This is a genomic window from Burkholderia sp. AU31624 (genome assembly GCF_020420065.1).
In the GTDB taxonomy this organism is placed as follows: Bacteria; Pseudomonadota; Gammaproteobacteria; order Burkholderiales; family Burkholderiaceae; genus Burkholderia.
In genome coordinates, this window is sequence record NZ_JAIZRT010000009.1 from 56,461 (window position 1) to 80,151 (window position 23,691).

Consider the following 23,691-nt stretch of genomic DNA (forward strand, 5'->3'; position numbering starts at 1 on the left):
CCGTTAGTTGCGATCAGGGCGTGGCCGCCGCCGCCGCGCTCTGGATCGAATCGACGAGCGACGCGTTGTCGTAGCGTCGTCCGGCAATGCCCCATCCACCGTCGACCGCATGAACCACATTCACCCACACTTGCGCGGCCGTCAGCCGCCCACCTGCCCGGCGCAGCACGATCGCGGTCGCCCGTTCGACGAATTGCCGCTGCCGCTCAGGCGCCGCGAGCGCCACGGCAGGCAACTTCAGCTCGACGAACGCAGCAGGCTCCGCGCGCCCATGCACGAAGGTCCGGTGTCGCGGCAGCACGTTGAGCGTGCCCACCACGTTCGGCGCCAGGAACGCATTCCCGGTCAGCCCCTCCACTTCCAGCAGCGCATCGGTCAACTCGGCAAACACCGGCCCCTCGTCGTCCGGCGTGAAAACCCCTTCGGATACGGTCAGCGTAATCGGCATCGCACTTTCTCCTGGTCAGGTCATCGGTCAGGTGACGTGATATAAATATCAGTCACTCTCTATACATTAGACACTGATCGCTCTCTATGCAAGATAAAGAGTGATCGCTCTGAAGCGAGCCTGTCATGCGTTATTCCGTCGAGCACAAGCACGAAACCCGTACGCGCATCCTCGATGCCGCGAGCCGGCTGTTCCGCGAGGAGGGGTATGGCGGCTCCGGCATCGGTCCGCTGACGAAGGCGGCGGGCGTCACCAACGGCGCGTTCTATGGCCATTTCAAAACGAAGGGCGAAGCGTTCCGGCAGGTCGTCCTCGATGGCCTCGCCCAGCTCCGGCAAGGCGTCGCGACGTTCAAGGCCGAGCATGGCGCGCGCTGGCGGCGCCCGTTCGTGTCGTTCTACCTCGGCCCGCGACGCACCTGCGAACTCGGTGAAAGCTGTGCGCTGCCGAGCCTGTCCCCGGAAGTGATGCGTGCCGATGACGAGACGCGCGACGCGTACGAGCAGGCACTGCGGCAGATCGTCGACGAAGTGTCGGCCGGGATGGATAACCCACCCGATGACGATCGGGCCATCGCGTTGCTTGCGCTGCTGTCGGGCGGCGTCACGCTCGCGCGCGCGGTGCGCGATCCCGAACTGGCGCAGCGCATCGCCGATGCGGTCGGCCGCTACGCGGTGGTGATCGCCGAACGCACGGACGTGAAGCCGGAGCAACAGGCCTGACCGCCCTGACTGACCGCCAATAGAAAACCCCGATCCACGTCGCCACGGATCGGGGTTCGTCGATCGACTACCCGTTAAGTCGACCCGTCTCGGGCCGGTGTATCACCGCGCCGCCACCTCCGCCTTGACGGGCGCCGCATCGCCCACCGCCGTCGGAGCCGGCCCCCATCCGCCGCCCAGCGCGCGGATCAGGTTCACGGTCGACACGGCCTGCGCGCCGGTCAACTGGTTCGACTGCAATTGCGACTGCAGCACCGAGCGCTCGCTGTCGATCACGTCGAGATACGCGACCTCCCCTTCCTGATACTGCGTGCGCGACAACGTCGCCGCGCGCCGCGACGCGTTGACGGCCGCATCCTGCGCGCGGATCTGGTCGTCGAGCAGGCGCAGGTCGGCGAGATTGTCCTCGACCTCGCGGAACGCGACGAGCACCTGCTGCCGGTAGTTAGCGACCTGCTCGTCGTACTGCGCGCGTGCCTGCTGCACGCCGGCCGCACGCCGCCCGCCGTCGAACAGCGGCAGCGTCAGCGCGGTGCCGGCGAACGGCCCGAGCAGGAACGTGCGGCTCGACCACAGGAACAGGTTGCCGAGCGTCGACGCTTCATACCCGAACGCACCCGTGATATCGAGCTTCGGGAAGTACGCCGACTTCGCGAGGCCGATCCGCGCGTTCGCGGCCGCCATCGCGCGCTCGGCCGCCGACACGTCCGGGCGCCGTTCGAGCAGCGCGGACGGAAGGCCCGGCGGCACCTTCACCGCGACCGGCACGATCGGCGTTTCCTTGAACGCGAAATCCGCGGGCGCCTTGCCGAGCAGGATCGCCAGCGCATGCTCGGACGCCGCGCGCCGCCGCGCGACGCCGACCGCATCGGCCTGCGCGGTGGCCAGCTCGTTCTTCGCGCGCGACACGTCGAGCTCGCTGATGTCGCCTTCGTTGAAGCGACGCTGCACGAGCTTCAGTGCCTGCTCGCGCAGCTCCACCGTGCGCCGGTACAGGTCCTGGTCGGAATCGAGCTGACGCAGTTCGAAGTAGTTCTGCGCGACGTCCGCCTGCAGCGCGAGCCGCACCGAACGGAACAGCGCTTCGCTCTGCGCCTGGTCGGCACGCGACGCCTCGACGTTGCGGCCGACGCGGCCGAACAGGTCGGCTTCATACGACACCGTGCCCTGCGCGCGCCACAGCGTCGCGTTGGTCGGGCCCGTGCCCTGCGGCTGGAACTGCGACGCCGACGACAGCCCCTCGCGCGTCGGCCCGAAACCGGCGCCGACCTGCGGGAACCATTGCGAGCGCGCCGAACGCGTCGCCGCGCGCGCTTCCTCGACCCGCGCGGCCGCGGCCTTCAGGTTCTGGTTCGCGGCGAGCGCCTGCGTCTCGAGCGAATCGAGCACCGGGTCGCCGAACACCTTCCACCATTCGCCGCGATGCGCGCCGTCCGCCGGCTCGGCCGTCTTCCACGTGCCGGCCTGCTCGCCGACGGCGAGCGTCGGCGCTTCCTTGAACGCGGCGGGCGTCGGCGCGTCCGGGCGCTTGTAGTCGGGCCCCACCGCGCACGCGGCGAGCAGCGTCGCGAGCAGGGTGCTCGCGGCCGCCACCTTCGCGAAGCGCATCAGGCCATTCGTGTTGTGCAAGTTATTCATCTTCCTGTCCTCAAGCATCCGAAGCCGGCACGTGCTGGGACGGCACACCGTAACCCGCCGAGTCCTTCCCGGCGACGTGGATCTTGCCGCCCGCGAGCGTGCGCAGCACGACGTAGAACACCGGCGTCAGCATCAGCCCGAACAGCGTCACGCCGAGCATCCCGAAGAACACGGCGACGCCCATCGCATGGCGCATTTCCGAACCGGCGCCCGTCGACGTGACGAGCGGCACCACCCCCATGATGAAGGCGATCGACGTCATCAGGATCGGGCGCAGCCGCAGCCGGCTCGCCTCGATCGCGGCCTCGAGCGGCGTCCTGCCGTCGTGTTCGAGTTCACGCGCGAATTCGACGATCAGGATCGCGTTCTTCGCCGACAGCCCCACCAGCACCATCAAGCCGATCTGCGTGAAGATGTTGTTGTCGCCCTGCGTGAGCCACACGCCTGTGAGCGCCGACAGAATGCTCATCGGCACGATCAGGATCACCGCGAGCGGCAGCGTCAGGCTTTCATACAACGCCGCGAGCACGAGGAACACGAGCAGCACGCTGATCGGGAACACATACATCGCCGAATCGCCGGCAAGAATCTGCTGGTACGTGAGGTCGGTCCATTCGAACCGCACGCCGCGCGGCAGCGTTTCATGCGCGATGCGCTCGATCGCCGCCTGCGCCTGGCCCGACGAGAAGCCCGGTGCCGGGCCGCCGTTGATGTCGGCCGCCGTGTAGCCGTTGTAGCGCACGACCATTTCCGGGCCGAACGTCGGCGTCACCGTGACGAGCGACGACAGCGGCACCATCTCGCCACGGTCGTTGCGGGTCTTCAACTGCAGGATGTCGTCCGCGCGCTGGCGGAACGGCGCATCGGCCTGCACACGCACCTGGTACACACGGCCGAAGCGGTTGAAGTCGTTCACGTACAGCGAGCCGAGATACACCTGCATCGTGTTGAACACGTCGGTCACCGGCACGCCGAGCTGCTTCGCCTTCACGCGATCGAGATCGACGTTGAGCTGCGGCACGTTGATCTGGTAGCTCGTGAACAACGGGCCGAGTTCAGGCGCCTGCTGCGCGCGCTTGATGAAGTCGTTGGTCGCATCCGCGAGCCGCGCATAGCCGACCGCGCCGCGATCCTCCACCTGCATCTTGAACCCGCCCAGCGTACCGAGGCCGAGCACCGGCGGCGGCGGGAACACCGCGACGAACGAGTCCTTCATCGCGCCGTACTTCTGGTTCAGCGCCCCCGCGATCGCGCCGGCCGACAGCGCCTTGCCGTGCCGTTCCGAGAACGGCTTCAGCGTGACGAACACGATGCCCGCGCTCGAGCTGTTCGTGAAGCCGTTCACCGACAGCCCCGGGAACGCGACCGCGCTCTCGACGCCCGGCTGCTTCAGCGCGATCGACCCCATGTCGCGGATCACCTTCTCGGTGCGGTCGAGCGACGCACCGTTCGGCAACTGCGCGAACGCGATCAGGTATTCCTTGTCCTGCGCGGGCACGAAACCGCCCGGCACGACCTTCGACACGAGCACGGTCGCGCCCACCAGCACGAGGTACACGCCGAGCATCAGCGTCTTGCGCGACAGCACGCCGCGCACGCCGCGGCCGTAGTTCTCCGCGCCGCGATGGAACACCTTGTTGAAGCCGCGGAAGAAGCCGCCGAGCACGCGGTTCATCACGCGCGTGAGCCAGTCTTCCTTGTCGCCGTGACCCTTCAGCAGGATCGCGGACAGCGCCGGCGACAACGTCAGCGAGTTGAACGCCGAGATCACCGTCGAGATCGCGATGGTCATCGCGAACTGCTTGTAGAACTGGCCGGTCAGGCCCGACATGAATGCGAGCGGCACGAACACGGCGACGAGCGTCAGCGCGATCGCGATGATCGGCCCGCTCACTTCCTGCATCGCCTTGTAGGTCGCCGCCCGTGCGTTCATCCCGCTCTCGATGTTCCGCTCGACGTTCTCGACCACCACGATCGCATCGTCGACCACGATCCCGATCGCGAGCACCATCCCGAACAGTGACAACGCGTTGATCGAATACCCGAACGCGAGCAGCAGCGAGAACGTGCCGATGATCGACACCGGCACCGCGATCAGCGGAATCAGCGACGCGCGCCAGGTCTGCAGGAACACGATCACGACGATCACGACCAGCGCGATCGCTTCGAGCAGCGTGTGCACGACGGCCTTGATCGACGAACGCACGAACTGCGTCGGGTCATAGACGATCTTGTAGTCGACGCCCGCCGGCATGTCCTGCTTCAGCTCGGCCATCGTCTTGCGCACTTCGTCCGAGATCTGCAGCGAGTTCGCGCCCGGCGACTGGTTGATCGCCATCGCGACGGCCGGCTTGTTGTCGAGCAGCGAGCGCAGCCCGTATTCGGATGCGTCGAGCTGGATCCGCGCGATGTCGCGCAGGTGCGTGACGCCGCCGTCCGGCGTCGTCTTCACGACGATGTCGCCGAACTCGTCTTCCGTCTGCAAGCGGCCGCGCGCGTTCACCGACAACTGCAGCGGCGTGCCCGGCAGCGACGGCGACGCGCCGATCACGCCGGCCGCGACCTGCACGTTCTGCTCGCGGATCGCCTGCACGACGTCCTCGGCCGACAACCCGCGCTGCGCGACCTTCTGCGGATCGAGCCACACGCGCATCGCGTAGTCGCCCGAACCCCACAGCTGCACCTGGCCGACGCCCTGGATCCGCGACAGGCGATCCTTCACGTTGATCAGCGCGTAGTTACGCAGGTAGGTCATGTCGTAACGGTTGTCCGGCGAGATCAGGTGGACCACCATCGTCAGCGTCGGCGAGCTCTTCACCGTCGTGATGCCGAGCCGCTGCACGTCTTCCGGCAGGCGCGGCAGCGCCTGGTTCACGCGGTTCTGCACGAGCTGCGTGGCCTTGTCCGGATCGGTGCCGAGCTTGAACGTGACGGTGATCGTCATGTTGCCGTCGCTGTTCGCCTGCGACTGCATGTAGAGCATGTCCTCGACACCGTTGATCTGCTCTTCGAGCGGCGACGCGACCGTCTCGGCGATCACCTTCGGGTTCGCACCCGGGTACTGCGCCTTCACGATCACGGACGGCGGCACGACTTCCGGATATTCGGAGATCGGCAGCAGGAACATCGCGATCACCCCGCCGAGCAGGATGATCACCGATAGGACTCCTGCGAAGATCGGCCGGTCGATAAAGAATTTTGAAATGTTCATGTGTGGCTCTGTCTGGTTGAACGCGGATCGGAAGCGGCGAGCCGCTTACGAATCCGCCTTCGCCGGGGCGGCCGGCTTCGCGTTGCCCGCCAAAGGCGCGGACGGCGCGTCACCGCCCGTCATCGGGACCATGTGCGGCTTCACCTGTTCGCCGGGGCGCACGCGCTGCGTACCGTTCACGACCACGCGATCGCCGGCGGAGAGCCCGCTCACGATCACGCGCCGGTTGCCGTGCTGCATCCCCTGCTGCACTTCGCGGTACGACACGCGGCCCTGCTGGTCGACGACGAACACGAACTTCTTGTCCTGGTCGGTGTTGATCGCCGCGTCGTCGACGAGCAGCGCCTCGTGCGGCGCGCTGCCGCCCACCTTCACGCGTGCATAGAGGCCCGGGACGAGCGCGCCGTCGGCGTTGTCGAAGCGCGCGCGCACGCGGATCGTGCCGGACGACGTGTCGAGGCGGTTGTCGACCGAGTCGATCTCGCCGCTGCGCGAGTAGCCGGTTTCGTTCGCGAGGCCGAGCTCGACCGGCACCTTGCGGCCGCTGCGCGCGCCGTTGATGTATTGCAGGTAGGTCTGCTCGTCCGCGTCGAACGATGCGTAGATCGGCGACACCGACACCAGCGTCGTCAGCGGCGCGGCCGCTGCGCCGGCCGACACGACGTTGCCGAGCGTGATTTCCGCGCGCGACACGCGGCCCGACACCGGCGCCGTGATCCGCGTATAGCCGAGGTTGATGCGCGCCGTTTCCAGCGCGGCTTCGGCGGCCTTCAGGTTCGCCGTCGCCTCGCGGGCCGCATTCTGCTTCTCGTCGTAGTCGCGCTTCGCGATCGCGTTGTCGCCGATCAGCCGCTGCGCGCGCTGCCAGTCGGTCTGCGCGTAGCCGTTGCGCGCCTGTGCTGCCGCGAGCTGCGCGGCCGCGCGATCGGTCTCGGCCTGGTACGGGCGCGGGTCGATCACGAACAGCACGTCGCCTTTCTTCACGAGCGCGCCGTCCTTGAAGTTCACCGCGACGATCGTGCCCGACACCTGCGGGCGCACGTCGACTTTCTCGACCGCTTCGAGGCGGCCCGAATAACTCTGCCAGTCGGTCACGGTCTGCGGCACGACGGTCGCGACGTCGACTTCGGGCAGCGGTGCGGCCGCTTTCTCCGGTGCGTTTGCGTTCACGCGCATCGCGCCGAATGTTCCGAGGCCGACGACGGCGAGCGTCACGATCGCCGCTGTCGCGATTCGGGAACGGGAGGTGCGTAGGATGGCCATGTGGATCTCCAGTAAACGTGGATTGGTTTTGGTTATTCGGGACGGTTCGGCTGGCGCGCCTGGAAGCGGCACTGGAAGAAGCGCACGGCTTCCTCGAAGGCGGCTTCGTGCGTCGCGAGCGCGGCGTGCGTGATGTCCGGATAGCGGATCACCTGCGTGAGCACGCCCGACGAGATCAGGCAGCCCGCATATTTCTCCGCCTCGACGTGCAGCACGTCGTTCTGCGCGGTGACGACGAGCGTCGGCGGCAGCCCCGCGAGGCGCACCGATTCGAGCGGCGCCGCGTACGGGTGCATGCGTTGCGCGGCCTGCGGCAGATACGCGCGATAACAGGCCGCGCATTCGCGCGGGGTGATGTCGGAGGAAAGGCGATCGGCGTCGCCGATGCGCGTCATGCTGGGGTCGAGCATCGGCCCGAACAGCGCCTGCGCGACGATCTGCACCTCACCGCGATCGCGCGCGATGAACGCGAGGCAGTTCGCGAGCTGGCCGCCCGCGTCGTGGCCCGCGACACCGATCTTCTTCGGGTTGCCGCCGAACGCGCGGGCGCGCGTCGCGGCCCACACGGCGGCGCGATACGCATCCTCCGGCGCGGCCGGAAAAGGAAAGGCCGGTGCGAGCGAATAATCGACCGACACTACGAGCGCTGGTAAGCGTTCTGCTAAAAAACGCGCGGCGAAATCGGCGTCTTCGAGCGAACCGCGCACGAAGCCGCCACCGTGGAAATAAAGCACTACTGGCAACCCGGTCTTGTCCGGGCGGCGGTAGAGGCGCAGCACGATGTCCTGCGCGTAGCCGGGAATTTCGACTTCGGCGACCGTCAGCGCCGCGCCTGCCGTGGCTTGCACGGGCAACGCGGCCTTCAGGAATTTGCTGAATTCAGAAGCGTCCATGACGATGCAGCATCCATTTCGAGATGGAACGAATTCTGGGTCCGGCAGACATTGGGATAAATGCCTATAATCCGGCAACACAATTCAACGCCCCCGAACAATCCGAGGCTGCGTTTACCCACGAGGTAGCGCAGCCTCTTTGTTCCGGAGGCTCATTAGATTGCGGAGGTTGTGATGGACCGGCTTCAGGCCATGCAGGTGTTTACTCGCGTCGTCGATACAAGCAGCTTCACCAAGGCAGCAGAAACGCTCAGCTTGCCGCGAGCGTCCGTCACGACGATCATCCAGAATCTCGAAGCGTTCCTCGGTGTGCGGCTGATGCACCGGACCACGCGCCGGCTGTCGCTCACGCCGGACGGCGCCGCGTACTACGAACGATGCGTGCGGATCCTCGCGGACGTCGAGGAAACCGAGGCGAGCTTCCAGGCAAACAACCGGAAGCCGCACGGAAAGTTGCGTATCGACATGCCGGGTTCGATCGGGCGGCTGCTCGTGATTCCGTCGCTGTGCGAATTTCATACGCGCTATCCGGACATCGACCTGCAGCTCGGCCTGTCCGACCGGCCGGTCGACCTGCTGCAGGAAGGGGTCGATTGCGTGATCCGCGTCGGTGCGCTGCAGGACTCGTCGCTCGTCGCGCGCCGGGTCGGCCTGTTCGAATGCGTGACGGTCGCGTCGCCCGACTATCTCGAGCGTCACGGCGAGCCGCAGACGATCGACGACCTGAACCAGCACAAGGCCGTCAACTACTTCTCGAGCCGCACCGGCCGCACGATCGACTGGACATTCCTGACCGACGGCAAGGAAGTCGAGATGAAGATGGAAGGCATCGTGTCGGTGAACGACGCGGATGCATACGTGACCTGCGGGATCGAAGGCTTCGGGCTGATCCAGCCGCCGCTCTTCATGGTGCTGCCGCATCTGCGCGAAGGCCGGCTCAAGGAAGTGCTGCCGGGCGTCAAGCCGCTGCCGATGCCGATCTCGGTCGTGTATCCGCACAGCCGCCATCTGTCGCCGAAGGTGCGCGTGTTCGTCGACTGGATCGCCGAGGTGTTCGACCGCTGCCCGCTGCTGAGCGGCAAGGGCAGCCTCGACGCGACGTGCAGCAAGCGCACGTTCGAGGAAGCCGAACGCGCGCCGGCGCTCGACACGCCGGTCATCAACGAATGGGTTGCGTAAGCGCCTGAACTGAGCAACTGAACCGCACACGCGGGCTGCCAAGCCCGCGTGTCGTCCCGCCTCCGCGCCCCATTTCCCGCCCGGCGCACCCGATCCTTCCCGAATCCGCAGCAAACCTTTGTGCCAGGCGACGCAATCGTCCGCCTGCGTCGTCGCGCGCCGTCGTCGCTCCCGTGCGAGGCCCGCTTCAAGCGGGTTCGAGCGATTTCCGCATAACCCTGCCGGGTGTACGGATGGCGATTGTTCCACTGACACGACAATTCAATTCGCCTCTGCCGCATTTATCGCGACGGAGCAGATACCTAGAGTAAACCCTGTCGCGCACCTCGTTGCGCATCGAACAGATCCCGCTTGATGGGACCGGAGTAAGCGCTCGAGCGCCAGCTCCGACATTCTAGGAGTCTCGCCATGAACCGCCGCCATCTTCTCTCCGCCCTCGCCCTCACGCTCGCCGTGTCCGCCCCGGCCTTCGCCGATTCCGGCACCCCGCACGCCGGCGACTACGGCAACACGTCGTGGTACTCGCAGCACAACGGCCCGCGCACGCGCGCCGAGGTGAACGCGGAAGTCGAGCAGGCACGCAAGGACGGCACGCTGGCGTACCTGCGCAAGGCCAATTCGTATCCGCAAGGGCTCGACCTGGCGCAAGGCCCGTATCGCTCGTTGCCGGAGAGCAACCAGCTCGCCGGCGGGGGCCGGTAAACGCGCAACGCCGCGCAACGGGTTGCCCCGCGCGCGGCGTTTCGCACCCTTCATCGACGACTCGCCGAGTCAGTCAGCTAGATAGTTAGTTGCAGGAGCATATGATGAACGATCAACTCCCTTCGCCGCTCGATCACTGGGACGACACCACGCCGGTGTGGACGCCGTTCCGTTCGGCCCCGCACGCGCACTGATCGCGGCTGAGTCGTCGTCCGGCACTTACCGACGCGGCACCCCGTCACGCCATTCGCCCCAGTGCGTCACGATGTCCTGCACCAGCGGATTGCCCGCGCGGTACAGGTTTTCGGTCGCCGGGGCGAAGCCGCCCTGGTCCGCGTAGTTCAGCAGGTTGTCGGCACTCGTCTGCCCTGCATACGGCCGGTCGAAATCGGACCCGGTGCGCAGCACCGCGACGCGCGACAGGTCGACCCGCTTCACGCTCGCCGCGCGCTTGAGCGCTTCATACGTCGCGTTGTCTTCCTGCGCGGTCATGCAGTACGTGCCCTTGCCGTCGGTCAGGATCTTCGTCCACTGGCGCGCGCGCTCGCCGATCAGCGTGCCCGAGAACCACGTGTTGCCCGATGACGTGTCGCACTGGATCACCGTCGGCGGCCGGTTCGCCGGCGCGTAGTTGAACTTCGCGCGTGCGGCCTGCGCCTGCGCGCTGTCGGCGAGCACGACGTTGCGCGACAGCGCGACCGCGGCGTCGGTCAGCTGCGGATTGAGCTGGAACACCTCGGTGCGATAGTCGAGCGGCGGCTTGTCGTTCGGGCTCTTCGTGTTGATGCCGAGGAAGCCGGTATTCCAGCCGGCCGGAATCTCGCGTGCATCGAGCTCCCACTGCAGGCTGAAATCGACGAGGTATTTCGACCACGCGGCCGAACCGACCGTGCCTTGCGCGGGGTCGACGCCGGCGATGCCGGAGATCAGGAAGTACGTGCGGCGCAGATCGAAGCGCTGCGAAAACGTGAGCGCCATGATCGTCGCCGACGCGTTCGCATAGCCCATGCCGGTCGTGACCACGCACACGTCCTGCTTGTTGCAATGCACGTTCGGGTAATCGGGCGACAGGCCGGGCACGGCGATGTCGCGCCACGGGCCGATCCGGTCGAGCCAGGCCTGGCCCTCCGGACCGAACATCGTGATGATCATGACCTTGACCGGGCGGCCCTGTGCACCGGTCTCGGCGAATGCATTGTTGCCCGCGTTGTTGCCCTGGTTGTCCTGCGCGATCGACGGCGCGGTCGCACAGGCTGCGAGCGAGAATGCAGCGGCGGAAAGAATGGAGCGAGTCAGCATCGGCGTTCCTTGTTTCGATGATGTTGGGTGAGAACGGCTCTCGTAGACTGCGCGTCGGAGTATAGAACGCGCGTGCCCGATGCGGAACCCGACTACGAAACGGCGGCGGTGCGACGGTGCGGGTCCGCTACGTGCGGGAATGACGCAGGAAATGGTCTCCGCGCGTCGACACACCATCAGGATTACTATCCGGTTGCTCGACACCGACGCGTCAATCGCACTGGCACGCGCGTAATCCGGCGAACCGCTACAACCGCGCCAGCCCCGCCACCCCGTAACCCAGCACGACAAGCGCCGCGACCACATGGCTCGCCGCGAGCAGCGCCGGCGACTTGACGATCCGGCCGATCACGCTGCCGCCGAATGCGAACACGAGCTGCCCCGCGAGGCTGCCGGCAAACACGCACGCGGCACCCAGCAGCCAGTGTCGATGCGCACCGGCGGCAGCCGTTGCATAGCCGTAGAACAACAGGATCGTGAGCGGATTCGCCAGCGTGACGAAAAACATCGATGAAAACGGGCGGCTGCCTGGCGGCCGTGCATCACCGTCGAGCGTGCGGCGGCGATCCCGCAGCGCCTGCCACAGCATCCGCGCGCCCATCGCGAGCAGCACGAGCGCGCCGACCAGGCGAAACAGCAACAGATGGGCGGCGAGCGTGCTCGCGAGCATTGCGCCGAGCGTGAATGCGACGACCGCATAGCAGCCGTCGGCCGTCGCGACACCCACCGCCGCGCGCACGCCGCTTGCGGTGCCGGCGCGCATTCCGTAGTTCGCGATCATCAGCGCGACGGGCCCGACCGACAGCGCGATCATCAGCCCGAACAGGAAGTCGTTCATCGGTCGTCGATGCCTTCGATGGAAGGCATCGATTCTAGCGACCGCAAAAAAAATCCTGTGTGGCGCGTGAGCGTCACGCGACGTCGACGCGTGCAGGCCCGTCCACCATCTCGCCGATCACGCCCGCGCGGTCGAAGCCGTCGGCACGGAAGCACGCGAGCACGTCGTCGACGGCCTCCGGTGCGCACGCGACCAGCAGGCCGCCCGACGTCTGCGGATCGGTCAGCAGCGCCTGCGCGACGGGCGGCAGCGTGGCGGCCAGCTGCACGTCCGCGCCGTACGCGGCCCAGTTGCGACCCGACGCGCCGGTGAACACGCCATCGGCGACGAACGCCTCGACGCCCGCGAGCCACGGCAGCGACGCATAGTGCACGCGCGCGGTGAGGTGCGCGCCGCGCGCCAGCTCGAGCGTATGGCCGAGCAGCCCGAAGCCCGTCACGTCGGTCAGCGCATGCACGCCCGGCAGCGCGGCGAGCTCGGCGCCCGGCCGGTTCAGCTTGGTGGTCGTCGCGACCATCTGCGCATAGCCATCGGCATCGAGCTGGTTCTTCTTCAGCGCGGCGGACAGCACGCCGACGCCGAGCGGCTTGCCGAGCACGAGCACGTCGCCCGCGCGCGCGGCCGCATTGCGCTTCACACGCGACGGATGCACGACGCCGATTGCCGCAAGCCCGTAGATCGGCTCGACCGAATCGATCGAATGGCCGCCCGCGACCGGGATGCCGGCGTCCGCGCACACCGATTCGCCGCCGCGCAGCACGGCCGCGATCGTTTCGTGCGGCAGCACGTTGATCGGCATGCCGACCAGCGCGAGCGCGAGGATCGGCTTGCCTCCCATCGCATAGACGTCGGACAGCGCGTTGGTCGCGGCGATGCGGCCGAAGTCGAACGGATCGTCGACGATCGGCATGAAGAAGTCGGTGGTCGCAACGATCGCCTGTTCGTCGTTGAGGCGGTAGACGGCCGCGTCGTCGGAGGTCTCGGTGCCGACCAGCAGATCCGGGAACAGCGCGGGCGGCGTCGCGCGCTTCAGCAGCTCGGACAGCACGCCCGGCGCGATCTTGCAGCCGCAGCCGCCGCCATGTGACAGGCTCGTGAGGCGCGGAACGGCAGGCTGGGCTTGGGTGGCTTCGGTCATGGTCGGCATCCGGTGAATAACAACACGCCATTATCGACAATTCCATGCGAGTGCGCCCGATACCCACATAATGACGGCGCCGCCTCCGCTCCCGCCCCTGTCCGCCGCATCGTCCATGGACCACCTCTTCATCGGCCTCGTGCTGTGCTCCGCGTTGCTGCACGCGATCTGGAATGCCTTCCTCCACGTGAGCGAAGACCGGCTCGTCCAGCTCGGCACGATGTCGCTGCCGTATTTCGTGTTCGGCGCGGCCGGCGTCGCGCTGCTGCCCGCGCCGGCGCCTGCCGCGTGGCCGTACATCGCCGGGTCGGCCGTGCTCGAGGTCGCGTACTGCTTCACGCTGGCGCGCGCATATCGCAGTGGTGAATTCGGACAGATCTACCCGATCGCACGCGGGATTTCTCCGCTACTCGTGTCGGTACTCGCGCTCGCGATCCTGCACGAGCGGCCGACGCCGTTCGGCTTCGCGGGCATCGCGCTCGTGTCGTTCGGCATCATGTCGCTCGCGCTGCGACGCGGCTTCCGGTTCTCCGGCGAAGGCGTGCCGTTTGCACTGCTCACGGGCGTGTTCATCGCCGCGTATTCGATCTGCGACGGCATCGGCTCGCGCGTGTCCGGCAACGCGCTCGGCTACATCGCGTGGGTGTACGTGCTGTGGAGCGTGCCGCAGTTCGTGCTGGTCTGCGCGGCGCGGGGCGGCCCGCGCGCGGTGCTCGGCTCGCGCACCGCGCTCACGCAGGGCGCGATTGCCGGCACGATCTCGCTCGCGGCGTACGGGATCGTGATCCTCGCGTACCGGTACTTGCCGGTCGGAACGGTGTCCGCGCTGCGCGAAACGAGCTCGATCTTCGCGGTTGCGATCGGCTGGCTCGTGATGCGCGAGCGGCCCGGCGCGCAGCGGCTCGCCGCATGCGCGCTGGTGGTGGCGGGCGCGGCGCTGATCCGGCTGTAAGCGGAAAGCGCGCGCGCTCGCGGCTTGCCGGCGCGTCAGAACTTGTGGCGGATGCCCGTCACCGCGACGATCTGCGTGCGCGTGCTCGACGGATTCGAGATTCCTTCGATCGTGGCCACCGTGTTCGACGACGCACGCTGGTAGAACGCGTTTACGTAGATATCGGTGCGCTTCGACAGGAAATACTGTGCACCGACGCTCGTCTGCAGGTAGTGCGAACTCGGCTTCGGCCCCTGCGACGCGAGCACCTGCGTATAGGTTTCGCCGAGCGCGAACTGCAGCGCGGGCGTCATCAGGTAGCGCACGCTGCCCTCGTAGTTGTTGAAGCGCATCGCGCCACCCGTCTGCAGGTTGAACAGCGAGCTCGTGTAAAGCAGCCCGAACGTCGCGGCGCCCCACGCATACGCGCCGCCCGCGCCCCAGATCTGCTGGCGTGTCACGCCCTTGATGAACGTGTAGTAGTTGTCGGATGCCGCCGCGCCGGTGGTGTCGAGCGCCGGATGATCGACGCGCACGTAGGCCGCACCGAGTTGCAGCGGCCCGTTCTCGTAGCTCGTGCCGATGCTCCACACGCGGTTTTGCGCGAACGACGTCGAATTCGAGAAGCCGTACAGGCCGACCGCGCGCAAGCCGTACCAGGTGGGCGTCTGGTACTGCACCGAATTGTTGGTGCGGAACGTGTTGTTCAGGTCGTCGGTGTCGAACGGATGCAGCGCGTACTGCGTGAGCGCGGTGGTCGCGCCGATCTGCAGCGGCTCCAGCACTTCCTGCGCCGCGTTGTACTGGCGGCCCATCGTCAGCGTGCCCCAGCGGTCGTTTTCCAGCCCGACGTACGCACGGCGCCCGAACAGCCGGCCGCCCTGGCTCGCGGCGCCGCTCTCGATGTTGAAGCCATTCTCGAGCCGGAACACCGCGCGCGTGCCGCCGCCGAGGTCTTCCTTGCCGAGCAGCCCGAAGCGCGTGCCCTGCTCGTTGCCGCCGGTTGCCTGCCACGCGGCGTGGCCGTTCTGGTTGTTCGTGTACGTGATCCCCGAGTCGACCACACCGTACAGCGTCACGCTCGACTGCGCATGCGCGTGCATCGCACCCGCCGCCGATGCGAGTCCCGCCAGCGCGACCGCCATTCCTTTTCGCTTCATCTCCGACCCTTTTATCAAATGAATATGGGGAGCGATTTAATTCGCTCGATACGTGTTTTATTGAATAAAACATCGTCTTATTAATTGTCGAATTCGGCGATTTGAAGCGTCAAGCAATGCCAAAAATCTCACATGGGAGTCGAATACCCCTGAATCACCAGGCGTTTCAACGAATGAAACGAGTCCAATAACCACGGGCATTCTAGCCAGATCGCGACGTGCAATCCCGGTATCGAAAAAAGCCCTTGACCGCGATTTTCAGTCGTTGTGAAATATTGATACACTGTTTTAATGATTAAAACAAACGCACGAGACGCTTCGAGAAACTAGGTAAAGAACCTGATCCCCATGCTGACGTTTAATTGCAACAACGCGACTGCCGGTGCGTCGCCTGCGTATTTCGTCGCGACGCCGACGGTGCCGGCGCTGCCGATCGTCGTCGATTCGCCGCACAGCGGCATCGCGTATCCGCCGGACTTCGCCACCGTCGCGCCCGATGACGCGATCCGCACGACGTGGGACGCGTACGTCGACGAACTGTGGGCCGGCGCGCCGGCGCGCGGCGGCACGCTGCTCGGCGCGACGTTTCCGCGCGCGTACATCGATCCGAACCGCGCGGAAACGGACATCGACGCGACGCTGCTCGCCGAACCGTGGCCCGAGCCGCTTGCGCCGCAGCCGTACACGCAGCGCGGGATGGGGCTGATCCGGCGCGACGCGCTGCCCGGCGTGCCGCTGTACGACCGCAAGCTGTCGCTCGAAGCAGTCCGCAACCGGATCGACGTGTACTACCTGCCGTACCGCCGCGCGCTCGCCGGCATCGCCGAGCCGCTGCACGCCACGCACGGCGCGCTGTGGCATATCGACTGCCATTCGATGAAGTCGCGCGGCAACGCGATGAACGTCGACGCGGGCGCATGGCGGCCGGACGTCGTCGTCAGCGACCGGCGCGGCACGACCGCCGACCCGGCCTTCACCGCGTGGACCGCGCAGTGGTTCGCCGACGCCGGCTATCGCGTGCAGGTCAACGACCCGTACCAGGGCGGCGACCTGCTGACCGCGCTCGCCGATCCCGCGCGACAGCGCCACAGCATCCAGATCGAATTCAACCGCGCGCTGTACATGGACGAGGCCGCATTCACGAAACACGCGGGCTTCGCCACGCTGAAGCGCTCGGTCGATGCGTATCTCGATGCACTCGCCGATTACGTCCGCGCGCGCATCGCGCCGCAGGGAGACCCCGCATGACGACCTACATCGTCGACGCCGTCGACAGCGCGCTGAAGTTGCTGACCTACGTGGCCGAGCATCCGAACCTCGGCGTGACCGAACTCGCGTCGCAGCTCGGCATCAACAAGTCGCGCACGTACCGGATGCTGTGCACGCTCGAACTGCACCGCTTCGTCGTGCAGGACCCGCGCACGTCCACCTATGCGCTCGGCCCGCAGGCGTTCGTGATCGGCGTGGCCGCGTCGCAGCAGAACGCGCTCGTGCGCGCCGCACACCGGCACATGCTCGCGCTCAACCAGGCGATCAACGAGACGATCGTGCTGCGCGTGCGCGAAGGGCTCGAATCGGTGTGCGTCGCGCGCTGCGAAACGACGCACGCGGTGCGCACCGTCGGCGCGGTCGGCAACCGCCGGCCAATCAATTTCGGCGCATCGGGCAAGGTGCTGCTCGCGTTCGCGCCCGATCCGGTGCGCGACGACTATCTCGCGCAACTGCGTCGAAACGGGCACGCCGACGATCCGGCGAAGCTCGCCGGCGAACTCGACGCGGTCGCGCGCAAGGGCTATGCGGTGAGCAGCGGCGAGGTGACGCCCGGCGCGGTCGGGATCGCGGTGCCGGTGCGCGACCTGACGGGGGCGACAGTCGCGTCGGTCAGCGTGACGGGGCCCGAGGTGCGCGTGAGCCACGCCGATATTCCCGACTATCTCGAGCGCCTGCAGGCATGCAGCCTCGCGATTTCCGCCGAACTCGGCTACGTCCCGGCGCGCGCCGCGCTGCAACCGGCCTGACGGCCCGCTTCCTTCTCCGACGAGGATCCGATGACCGCCTCTTCCCCGAACCCTGCCGGCGCACGCGCCGCCGACGCCACCACGCTCGCGGCACCGGCTGACGCAGCGAGCCACGACGCGGCCGACAATGCGCCCGGCGACGCGTCGGCCCACGCCGGCCGCGCGCCGCATCCGCACGGCAAGATGCTGCATCCGGTCGTGATGATGCTGTGGGTGCTGGCCGTCGCGATCGCACTCACGTGGATCGTCGATTCCGGCCGCTTCGAGCGCAACGGCCGCCTCGTCGTGCCGGGCACCTATCACGTGGTACCGAAGACCACCGCGCTCACGACGCTCGTTGCACCGGCAGTCAGCCACAGCACGCCCACGCATGCGATGCCCGCGAGCCTCGTCTCGGCATTCGTCGCGATACCGGAAGGATTGCTGAAGAACGCGCCGCTGATCGTGATGGTGATGTTCGTCGGCGGGATGTTCGGCGTGATGCGCCGCACCGGCGTGGTCGACGCGGGTATCGACCGGCTGCTGCAGCTCACCGGCAACAATGCGTACCTGCTGACACCGATGCTGATGATCCTGATCGGGCTCGGCAGCACGCTGCTCGGCTTCATCTCCGAGTACCTCGTGATCATTCCGATGGTGGTCGTCATCGCGCGGCGCTTGGGTCTCTCCGACCTGTTCGCGGTCGCACTGGTCGCACTCGCCGCGAAGATCGGCTATATCGCGTCGGTGACGAACCCGCTCGCGCTCGCCGTCGCGCAGCCGCTCGTCGGCGTACCGCTGTTCAGCGGCGTCGCGCTGCGCGCGGCCGTGTTCGTCGTCTTCCTGACGATCGGCATCCTGTACCTGCTGCGCTACGTGCGCAGCACCGGCTATCGCGCCGGGCAGACCGCCGCCGGCCACGCCGCACACGCAACCGCGAAGCTGTCGCTACGCCACAAGGCGACGCTGGCCGTGTTCGCCGCAGCGGTCGCGATGCTGATCTACGGCACGCGCGAACTGAAGTGGGGCAACGTCGAGCTGGCGGCGTTCTATACGTTCGTGAGCATCGTGACGGCCGTGATCGGCGGGCTCGATTCGCGCAGCGCGGCGGACGCGTTCGTCGACGGGATGAAGAACATGATCCTCGCGGCGCTGTTGATGGGGCTCGCCGCGTCCGTCGAACTGCTGCTGCAGAACAGCCTCGTGCTCGACACGCTGATCCACTTCTTCACGCGGCTCGCGGACGGGCAGTCGCCGGTGTGGGTCGCGAACGGGCTGATGGGGGTGCAGATGGTGCTCGACGTGTTCATTCCGTCGGTGTCGGGCAAGGCCGCGGTCAGCATGCCGATCATCGGGCCGATCGCGCAGCTCTCCGGCGTGAGCGGCCAGACGTCGGTGCTCGCGTTCGTGCTCGGCGGCGGGCTGACGAACCTCGTCACGCCGACGTCCGGGATGCTGCTCGCGTATCTGGCCACCGCTCGCGTCGATTTCGGCGCGTGGATCCGCTTCGTGCTGCCGCTGTTCCTGACGCTGCTCGCACTATCGTGCGTCGTGCTGACGTTCGCGGTGTGGATCGGGTATTGAGGTTCGCGGCAGGGTCTGCACAACGCGCGTGCGCTTCGCGGTGCGCAGCGCACGCCGCCGTCCGGCATCGATGGCCGCGGCGGGCATCGCCACGCGATACCGCCACCGCATACGCCGCTCAAGCCGCCTCGACCGCCCGACCGAACGCCCGCTCGTCGATCGCCTCGGCGAGCGTCGCGAACGCGGTCGCGATCTCGTCCTCCGGCACGCACGCATAGCCAAGCAGCAACCCCGACGCCGCACGGTCGCGGTCCGCGTAATACCCCGACAACGGCCGCACGACGATATTGCGTTCGAGCGCGGCCTGCGCGACCGCGCGATCGTCGACGCCGTCCGGCAACTGCGTGACCAGATGCAGCCCCGCATCGCTGCCGAGCGCGTGCAGCGTGTCGCCGTAGCGCTGCGCGACCGCGTCGAGCAGCACCTCGCGGCGCTGCCCATATAACGTGCGCATCTTGCGGATATGCGACACGAAGTGCCCTTCCGCGATGAATTCGGCCAGCACCGCCTGCTGCAGCAACTGCCCTTCGCGATACAGCTCGGCGCTGGCGGTCGCGAAACTTTCCGCGAGCGGTTCCGGTGCGACCAGGTAGCCGACCCGCAGCCCCGGAAACAGCGTCTTGCCGAAGCTGCCGACATAGATCACCTGCCCGGCCGTATCGAGACCCTGCAGCGACGCGAGCGGCCGGCTGCCGTAGCGGAATTCGCTGTCGTAGTCGTCCTCGATGATCCAGCAGCCGTGCTGGCGCGCGTATTCGAGCAGCATCCGCCGCCGCGCGAGGCTCATCACCATCCCGAGCGGATACTGGTGCGACGGCGTGACCAGCATCAGCTTCGGCGGTTCGGCGAGATCGGCGGCCGATGGCGCGATGCCTTCGTCGTCGACCGGGATCGGCCGCGTCGTCAGCCCCGACACGTTCAGCACGCTGCGCACGCCCCAGTAGCACGGATCCTCGGTCCAGATTGCATCGCCCGGGTCGGTCAGCAGCCGCACCGCGAGGTCGATCGACTGGTGGATACCGGTCGTGATCACGATCTGCTCGGGCGTGCAGCGCACCGAGCGCGACGTGCGCAGGTAGTCGGCCAGCGCCTCGCGCAACAGCGCGAGCCCGCCGCCCGGCGCGTAGGTCAGCAGGTCGGGGCGCAGGCGCCGCCAGTACTTGTTGTGCAGCCGCGTCCACACCCGCGCCGGAAATCGCGACACATCGGGCACGCCCGGCATGAACGCGCCGCCCTGCCGTTTCGACACGCCGGCGCCTTCCACGAGCCGCGTGCCGCGCGCGGACAGCCGCCGCGCCGACGGCTGCACGAGCGCCGCGTGGGTGGTGGCCGCGTCGGTCGGCGCACCGACGATCTCGTCCGGCGCGCTGTCGGCGACGAACGTGCCGCGGCCGGTCGCCGAGTTCACATAGCCTTCGAGCGCAAGCTGCTCGTAAACCTGCGTGACCGTGTTGCGCGCGATCCCGAGCTCGGCAGCCAGGAGCCGCGACGACGGCACGCGCGTGCCGGCCGGCAGTTCACGCGACAGGATCGCCTGTTGCAGCAGCCGGTGAAGCTGCCGGTAGATCGGCTGTTCGCCGCCGCGCACGAGGCGCTGCGCCAGCCAGTCCGACAACACGCTCGCGCGCATGATTGGCTCCTGAATATTTATTGAAATGGCTCTGATTGCCAGAGCCAAATGTGATTATAGTCGCCTCCATGGGCGGTCGAAGCGCCCGATTTCTACTCACCGGAAAGAACATCAAGGAGATGACCGTGAAGAATGCCGACCTGCAGGCCCGCAAGAACGCCGCCACCCCGCGCGGCGTTGGCGTGATGTGCGATTTCTACGCAGCCCGCGCCGAGAACGCGGAACTGTGGGATGTCGAAGGCCGCCGCTTCATCGATTTCGCCGCCGGCATCGCGGTGCTGAACACCGGCCACCGCCACCCGAAGATCGTCAAGGCGATCGCGGATCAGCTGAACAACTTCACGCACACCGCTTACCAGATCGTCCCGTACGCGTCGTACGTCGAGCTGGCTGAAAAGATCAACGACCGCGCGCCGGGCGATTTCCCGAAGAAGACCGCGTTCTTCACGACCGGCGCGGAAGCCGTCGAGAACGCGATCAAGATCGCGCGTGCAGCGACCGGCCGCCCGGGCGTCATCGCGTTCTCGGGCGGCTTCCACGGCCGCACGATGATGGGCATGGCGCTGACCGGCAAGGTCGCCCCGTACAAGCTGAACTTCGGCCCGTTCCCGGGCGACGTGTTCCACGCGCCGTACCCGAACGCCGTGCACGGCGTGACGACCGCCGACTCGATCAAGGCGATCGAGATGCTGTTCAAGGCCGACATCGATCCGAAGCGCGTCGCCGCGATCATCTTCGAACCGGTCCAGGGCGAAGGCGGCTTCTACGCGGCGCCGGCCGAGTTCGTGCGCGCACTGCGCAAGATCTGTAACGAGCACGGCATCCTGCTGATCGCCGACGAAGTGCAGACGGGCTTCGCGCGTACCGGCAAGCTGTTCGCGATGCAGCACTACGACGTGCTGGCCGACCTGATCACGATGGCGAAGAGCCTCGCGGGCGGCATGCCGCTGTCGGGCGTCGTCGGTCGTGCGGACGTGATGGACGCGGCAGCGCCCGGCGGCCTCGGCGGCACGTACGCGGGCAACCCGCTGGCCGTCGCGTCGGCACACGCGGTGCTCGAGATCATCGACGAAGAGCAGCTGTGCGAACGCGCGACGCAACTCGGCGACGTGCTGAAGGCGAAGCTGAACGCACTGCAGGCCGACGTGCCGCAGATCGCCGACGTGCGCGGCCCGGGCGCGATGATCGCGGTCGAGTTCCTGAAGCCGGGCTCGGGCGAGCCGGATGCGGAATTCACGAAGCGCGTGCAGGCGCGTGCGCTCGAGCGCGGCCTGCTGCTGCTCGTGTGCGGCGTGTACTCGAACGTCGTGCGCTTCCTGTTTCCGCTGACGATCCCGCAAGCCGTGTTCGACGAAGCGCTCGTGATCCTCGAGGAAGTGCTGAAGGAAACGGTCGGCGTGCCGGCCTGAGTGTCCGTCGATTTCATCCACTGAATGCGCCGCCGCCGTCTTCATGACGGCGGCGGCCGTTTCATCCGTCCTTTTCGAAGCAGGTGATTCATATGAGCACGGTTCAGGAAACCCTGGCACTGAAAGACCCGTCGCTGTTCCGCCAGCAGGCGTACGTCAACGGCGAATGGCAAGGCGCGACGAACGGCGAGACGTTCGAAGTCCGCAACCCGGCGACGGGCGGCCTGCTCGGCACGGTGCCGGCGATGGGCACGGCCGAGACGCGTCACGCGATCGAAGCCGCGAACGCCGCCTGGCCGGCGTGGCGCAAGAAGACCGCGAAGGAGCGTGCGGTCATCCTGCGCAAGTGGCACGACCTGATGATGGAAAACGCCGACGATCTCGCGTTGATCCTGACCACCGAGCAGGGCAAGTCGCTGGCCGAAGCGAAGGGCGAGATCGGCTATGCCGCATCGTTCCTCGAGTGGTTCGCGGAAGAAGGCAAGCGCGTGTACGGCGACACGATCCCGACGCCGGCGAGCGACAAGCGCATCGTCGTGACGAAGGAAGCGATCGGCGTGTGCGCGGCGATCACGCCGTGGAACTTCCCGGCGGCGATGATCACGCGCAAGGTCGGCCCGGCGCTTGCCGCAGGCTGCCCGATCGTCGTGAAGCCGGCCGAGGCGACGCCGTTCTCCGCGCTCGCGATGGCCGTGCTGGCCGAGCGCGCGGGCGTGCCGGCGGGCGTGTTCAGCGTCGTCACGGGCGACCCGAAGGCGATCGGCGGCGAGCTGACGTCGAACCCGATCGTGCGCAAGCTGTCGTTCACCGGCTCGACGCCGGTCGGCCGCCTGCTGATGTCGCAATGCGCGGCGACGGTCAAGAAGGTGTCGCTGGAACTCGGCGGCAACGCGCCGTTCATCGTGTTCGACGACGCCGACCTCGATGCGGCCGTGCAGGGCGCGATTGCATCGAAGTACCGCAACAGCGGCCAGACCTGCGTGTGCACGAACCGCTTCTACGTGCATGAAGCCGTGTACGACCAGTTCGCGCAGAAGCTCGCGGCAGCCGTCGGCCAGTTGAAGGTGGGCCGCGGCACGGAGCCGGGCGTCACGCAAGGTCCGCTGATCAACGAAGCCGCCGTGCTGAAGGTCGAGGCGCATATCGAGGACGCGCTCGCGAAAGGTGCGACCGTCGTGACGGGCGGCAAGCGCCACGCGCTCGGCCACGGCTTCTTCGAGCCGACCGTGCTGACGGGTGTCACGCCGACGATGAAGGTCGCGAAGGAAGAGACGTTCGGGCCGCTCGCGCCACTGTTCAAGTTCGGCAGCGACGACGAAGTGATCCGCCTCGCGAACGACACCGAGTTCGGCCTGGCCGCGTACTTCTACAGCCGCGACATCGGCCGCGTGTGGAAGGTGGCGGAAGCGCTCGAATACGGGATGGTCGGCGTGAACACGGGCCTGATCTCGAACGAAGTCGCGCCGTTCGGCGGCGTGAAGCAGTCGGGCCTCGGCCGCGAAGGCTCGCACTACGGCATCGACGACTACGTCGTGATCAAGTACCTCTGCCTCGCCGTCTGACGGTTCAGGGCCTGGCGCTTCGGCGACAGGTCCTGACCGCCCGGCCGGAACCGGGCGGTCCGACGCGGGCCGGTACTCCTCTCCGCC

General features: G+C 67.2%; 19 protein-coding genes. 9 read left to right on the top strand and 10 right to left on the bottom strand.

The features are described 5' to 3' along the window. Positions 1-13 precede the first annotated feature (13 nt). Complete coding sequence (locus LGM89_RS29080) at positions 14-448, bottom strand: Tautomerase enzyme (protein ID WP_226274747.1); 435 nt, start codon at positions 446-448, stop codon at positions 14-16. Positions 449-573: 125 nt separating this feature from the next. Here LGM89_RS29080 and LGM89_RS29085 point away from each other — a divergent pair, with 125 nt between their 5' ends. After that, positions 574-1,170, top strand: coding sequence for a TetR/AcrR family transcriptional regulator (locus LGM89_RS29085; protein ID WP_226207351.1), 597 nt, complete (start codon positions 574-576; stop codon positions 1,168-1,170). 102 nt (positions 1,171-1,272) lie between these two features. On the opposite strand, the gene opcM is transcribed toward LGM89_RS29085, so the two are convergent. From opcM to LGM89_RS29105, 4 genes are read right to left on the bottom strand one after another with little or no spacing between them, the layout of a single operon-like run. Then, positions 1,273-2,808 (bottom strand): multidrug efflux transporter outer membrane subunit OpcM, encoded by a 1,536-nt coding sequence (gene opcM, locus LGM89_RS29090; RefSeq protein WP_226274748.1) that lies wholly within the window; start codon positions 2,806-2,808, stop codon positions 1,273-1,275. Between the two features lie 10 nt (positions 2,809-2,818). Continuing rightward, the gene (ceoB, locus tag LGM89_RS29095; protein WP_089433382.1) at positions 2,819-6,019 is read right to left on the bottom strand and encodes a multidrug efflux RND transporter permease subunit CeoB; all 3,201 of its coding nucleotides are present in this window, start codon (positions 6,017-6,019) and stop codon (positions 2,819-2,821) included. Between the two features lie 45 nt (positions 6,020-6,064). Next, the gene (gene ceoA, locus LGM89_RS29100) at positions 6,065-7,282 is read right to left on the bottom strand and encodes a multidrug efflux RND transporter periplasmic adaptor subunit CeoA (RefSeq protein ID WP_089433383.1); all 1,218 of its coding nucleotides are present in this window, start codon (positions 7,280-7,282) and stop codon (positions 6,065-6,067) included. A gap of 32 nt (positions 7,283-7,314) precedes the next feature. Next, on the bottom strand, positions 7,315-8,175 hold the full coding sequence (locus LGM89_RS29105) for an alpha/beta hydrolase (RefSeq protein ID WP_226207348.1): 861 nt from the start codon (positions 8,173-8,175) through the stop codon (positions 7,315-7,317). A gap of 174 nt (positions 8,176-8,349) precedes the next feature. On the opposite strand from LGM89_RS29105, the gene ceoR reads away from it, so the two are divergent. Both ceoR and LGM89_RS29115 read left to right on the top strand, forming a co-directional pair. Further along, positions 8,350-9,354, top strand: a complete 1,005-nt coding sequence (gene ceoR / locus LGM89_RS29110; protein WP_039367883.1) for a putative multidrug efflux transcriptional regulator CeoR — start codon at positions 8,350-8,352, stop codon at positions 9,352-9,354. A 408-nt stretch (positions 9,355-9,762) separates the two neighbouring features. Then, a complete protein-coding gene (locus tag LGM89_RS29115; protein WP_226274749.1) occupies positions 9,763-10,056 on the top strand; it encodes a DUF4148 domain-containing protein in 294 nt (97 codons plus the stop codon). 219 nt (positions 10,057-10,275) lie between these two features. Here LGM89_RS29115 and LGM89_RS29120 read toward each other — a convergent pair whose 3' ends face one another. The 3 genes from LGM89_RS29120 to selD all read right to left on the bottom strand — a co-directional run bounded on the left by LGM89_RS29120 (position 10,276) and on the right by selD (position 13,331). Next, positions 10,276-11,355, bottom strand: coding sequence for a purine-nucleoside phosphorylase (locus LGM89_RS29120; RefSeq protein WP_011353903.1), 1,080 nt, complete (start codon positions 11,353-11,355; stop codon positions 10,276-10,278). Positions 11,356-11,602: 247 nt separating this feature from the next. After that, positions 11,603-12,193, bottom strand: a complete 591-nt coding sequence (locus LGM89_RS29125; RefSeq protein ID WP_206147068.1) for a LysE family translocator — start codon at positions 12,191-12,193, stop codon at positions 11,603-11,605. A gap of 73 nt (positions 12,194-12,266) precedes the next feature. Beyond that, a complete protein-coding gene (gene selD, locus LGM89_RS29130; RefSeq protein WP_076841442.1) occupies positions 12,267-13,331 on the bottom strand; it encodes a selenide, water dikinase SelD in 1,065 nt (354 codons plus the stop codon). A 115-nt stretch (positions 13,332-13,446) separates the two neighbouring features. Between selD and LGM89_RS29135 the strand changes: the two genes are divergently transcribed. Next, a complete protein-coding gene (locus tag LGM89_RS29135; RefSeq protein WP_226274750.1) occupies positions 13,447-14,283 on the top strand; it encodes a DMT family transporter in 837 nt (278 codons plus the stop codon). Positions 14,284-14,318: 35 nt separating this feature from the next. On the opposite strand, the gene LGM89_RS29140 is transcribed toward LGM89_RS29135, so the two are convergent. Continuing rightward, on the bottom strand, positions 14,319-15,422 hold the full coding sequence (locus LGM89_RS29140) for a porin (RefSeq protein WP_226274751.1): 1,104 nt from the start codon (positions 15,420-15,422) through the stop codon (positions 14,319-14,321). A gap of 348 nt (positions 15,423-15,770) precedes the next feature. Between LGM89_RS29140 and LGM89_RS29145 the strand changes: the two genes are divergently transcribed. Genes LGM89_RS29145 through LGM89_RS29155 form a run of 3 tightly spaced genes read left to right on the top strand, consistent with a single transcriptional unit; the run spans position 15,771 to position 19,003 of the window. After that, on the top strand, positions 15,771-16,670 hold the full coding sequence (locus tag LGM89_RS29145; protein ID WP_226274752.1) for an N-formylglutamate amidohydrolase: 900 nt from the start codon (positions 15,771-15,773) through the stop codon (positions 16,668-16,670). Beyond that, positions 16,667-17,440: an IclR family transcriptional regulator gene (locus LGM89_RS29150; RefSeq protein WP_089475750.1), complete on the top strand. Its 774-nt coding sequence runs from the start codon at positions 16,667-16,669 to the stop codon at positions 17,438-17,440. Before LGM89_RS29145 ends, LGM89_RS29150 begins: the two co-directional genes overlap by 4 nt. 30 nt (positions 17,441-17,470) lie before the next feature. Beyond that, on the top strand, positions 17,471-19,003 hold the full coding sequence (locus LGM89_RS29155; protein WP_226274753.1) for an SLC13 family permease: 1,533 nt from the start codon (positions 17,471-17,473) through the stop codon (positions 19,001-19,003). Between the two features lie 118 nt (positions 19,004-19,121). Here LGM89_RS29155 and LGM89_RS29160 read toward each other — a convergent pair whose 3' ends face one another. Then, entirely contained in the window at positions 19,122-20,633 is a 1,512-nt protein-coding gene (locus LGM89_RS29160) for a PLP-dependent aminotransferase family protein (protein ID WP_226207340.1), read from the bottom strand. Between the two features lie 119 nt (positions 20,634-20,752). Here LGM89_RS29160 and LGM89_RS29165 point away from each other — a divergent pair, with 119 nt between their 5' ends. Together LGM89_RS29165 and gabD are read left to right on the top strand one after the other, a co-directional pair. Further along, positions 20,753-22,042, top strand: a complete 1,290-nt coding sequence (locus tag LGM89_RS29165; protein ID WP_226274754.1) for a 4-aminobutyrate--2-oxoglutarate transaminase — start codon at positions 20,753-20,755, stop codon at positions 22,040-22,042. A 92-nt stretch (positions 22,043-22,134) separates the two neighbouring features. Continuing rightward, on the top strand, positions 22,135-23,604 hold the full coding sequence (gene gabD / locus LGM89_RS29170; protein WP_226274755.1) for an NADP-dependent succinate-semialdehyde dehydrogenase: 1,470 nt from the start codon (positions 22,135-22,137) through the stop codon (positions 23,602-23,604). Positions 23,605-23,691: the final 87 nt, after the last annotated feature.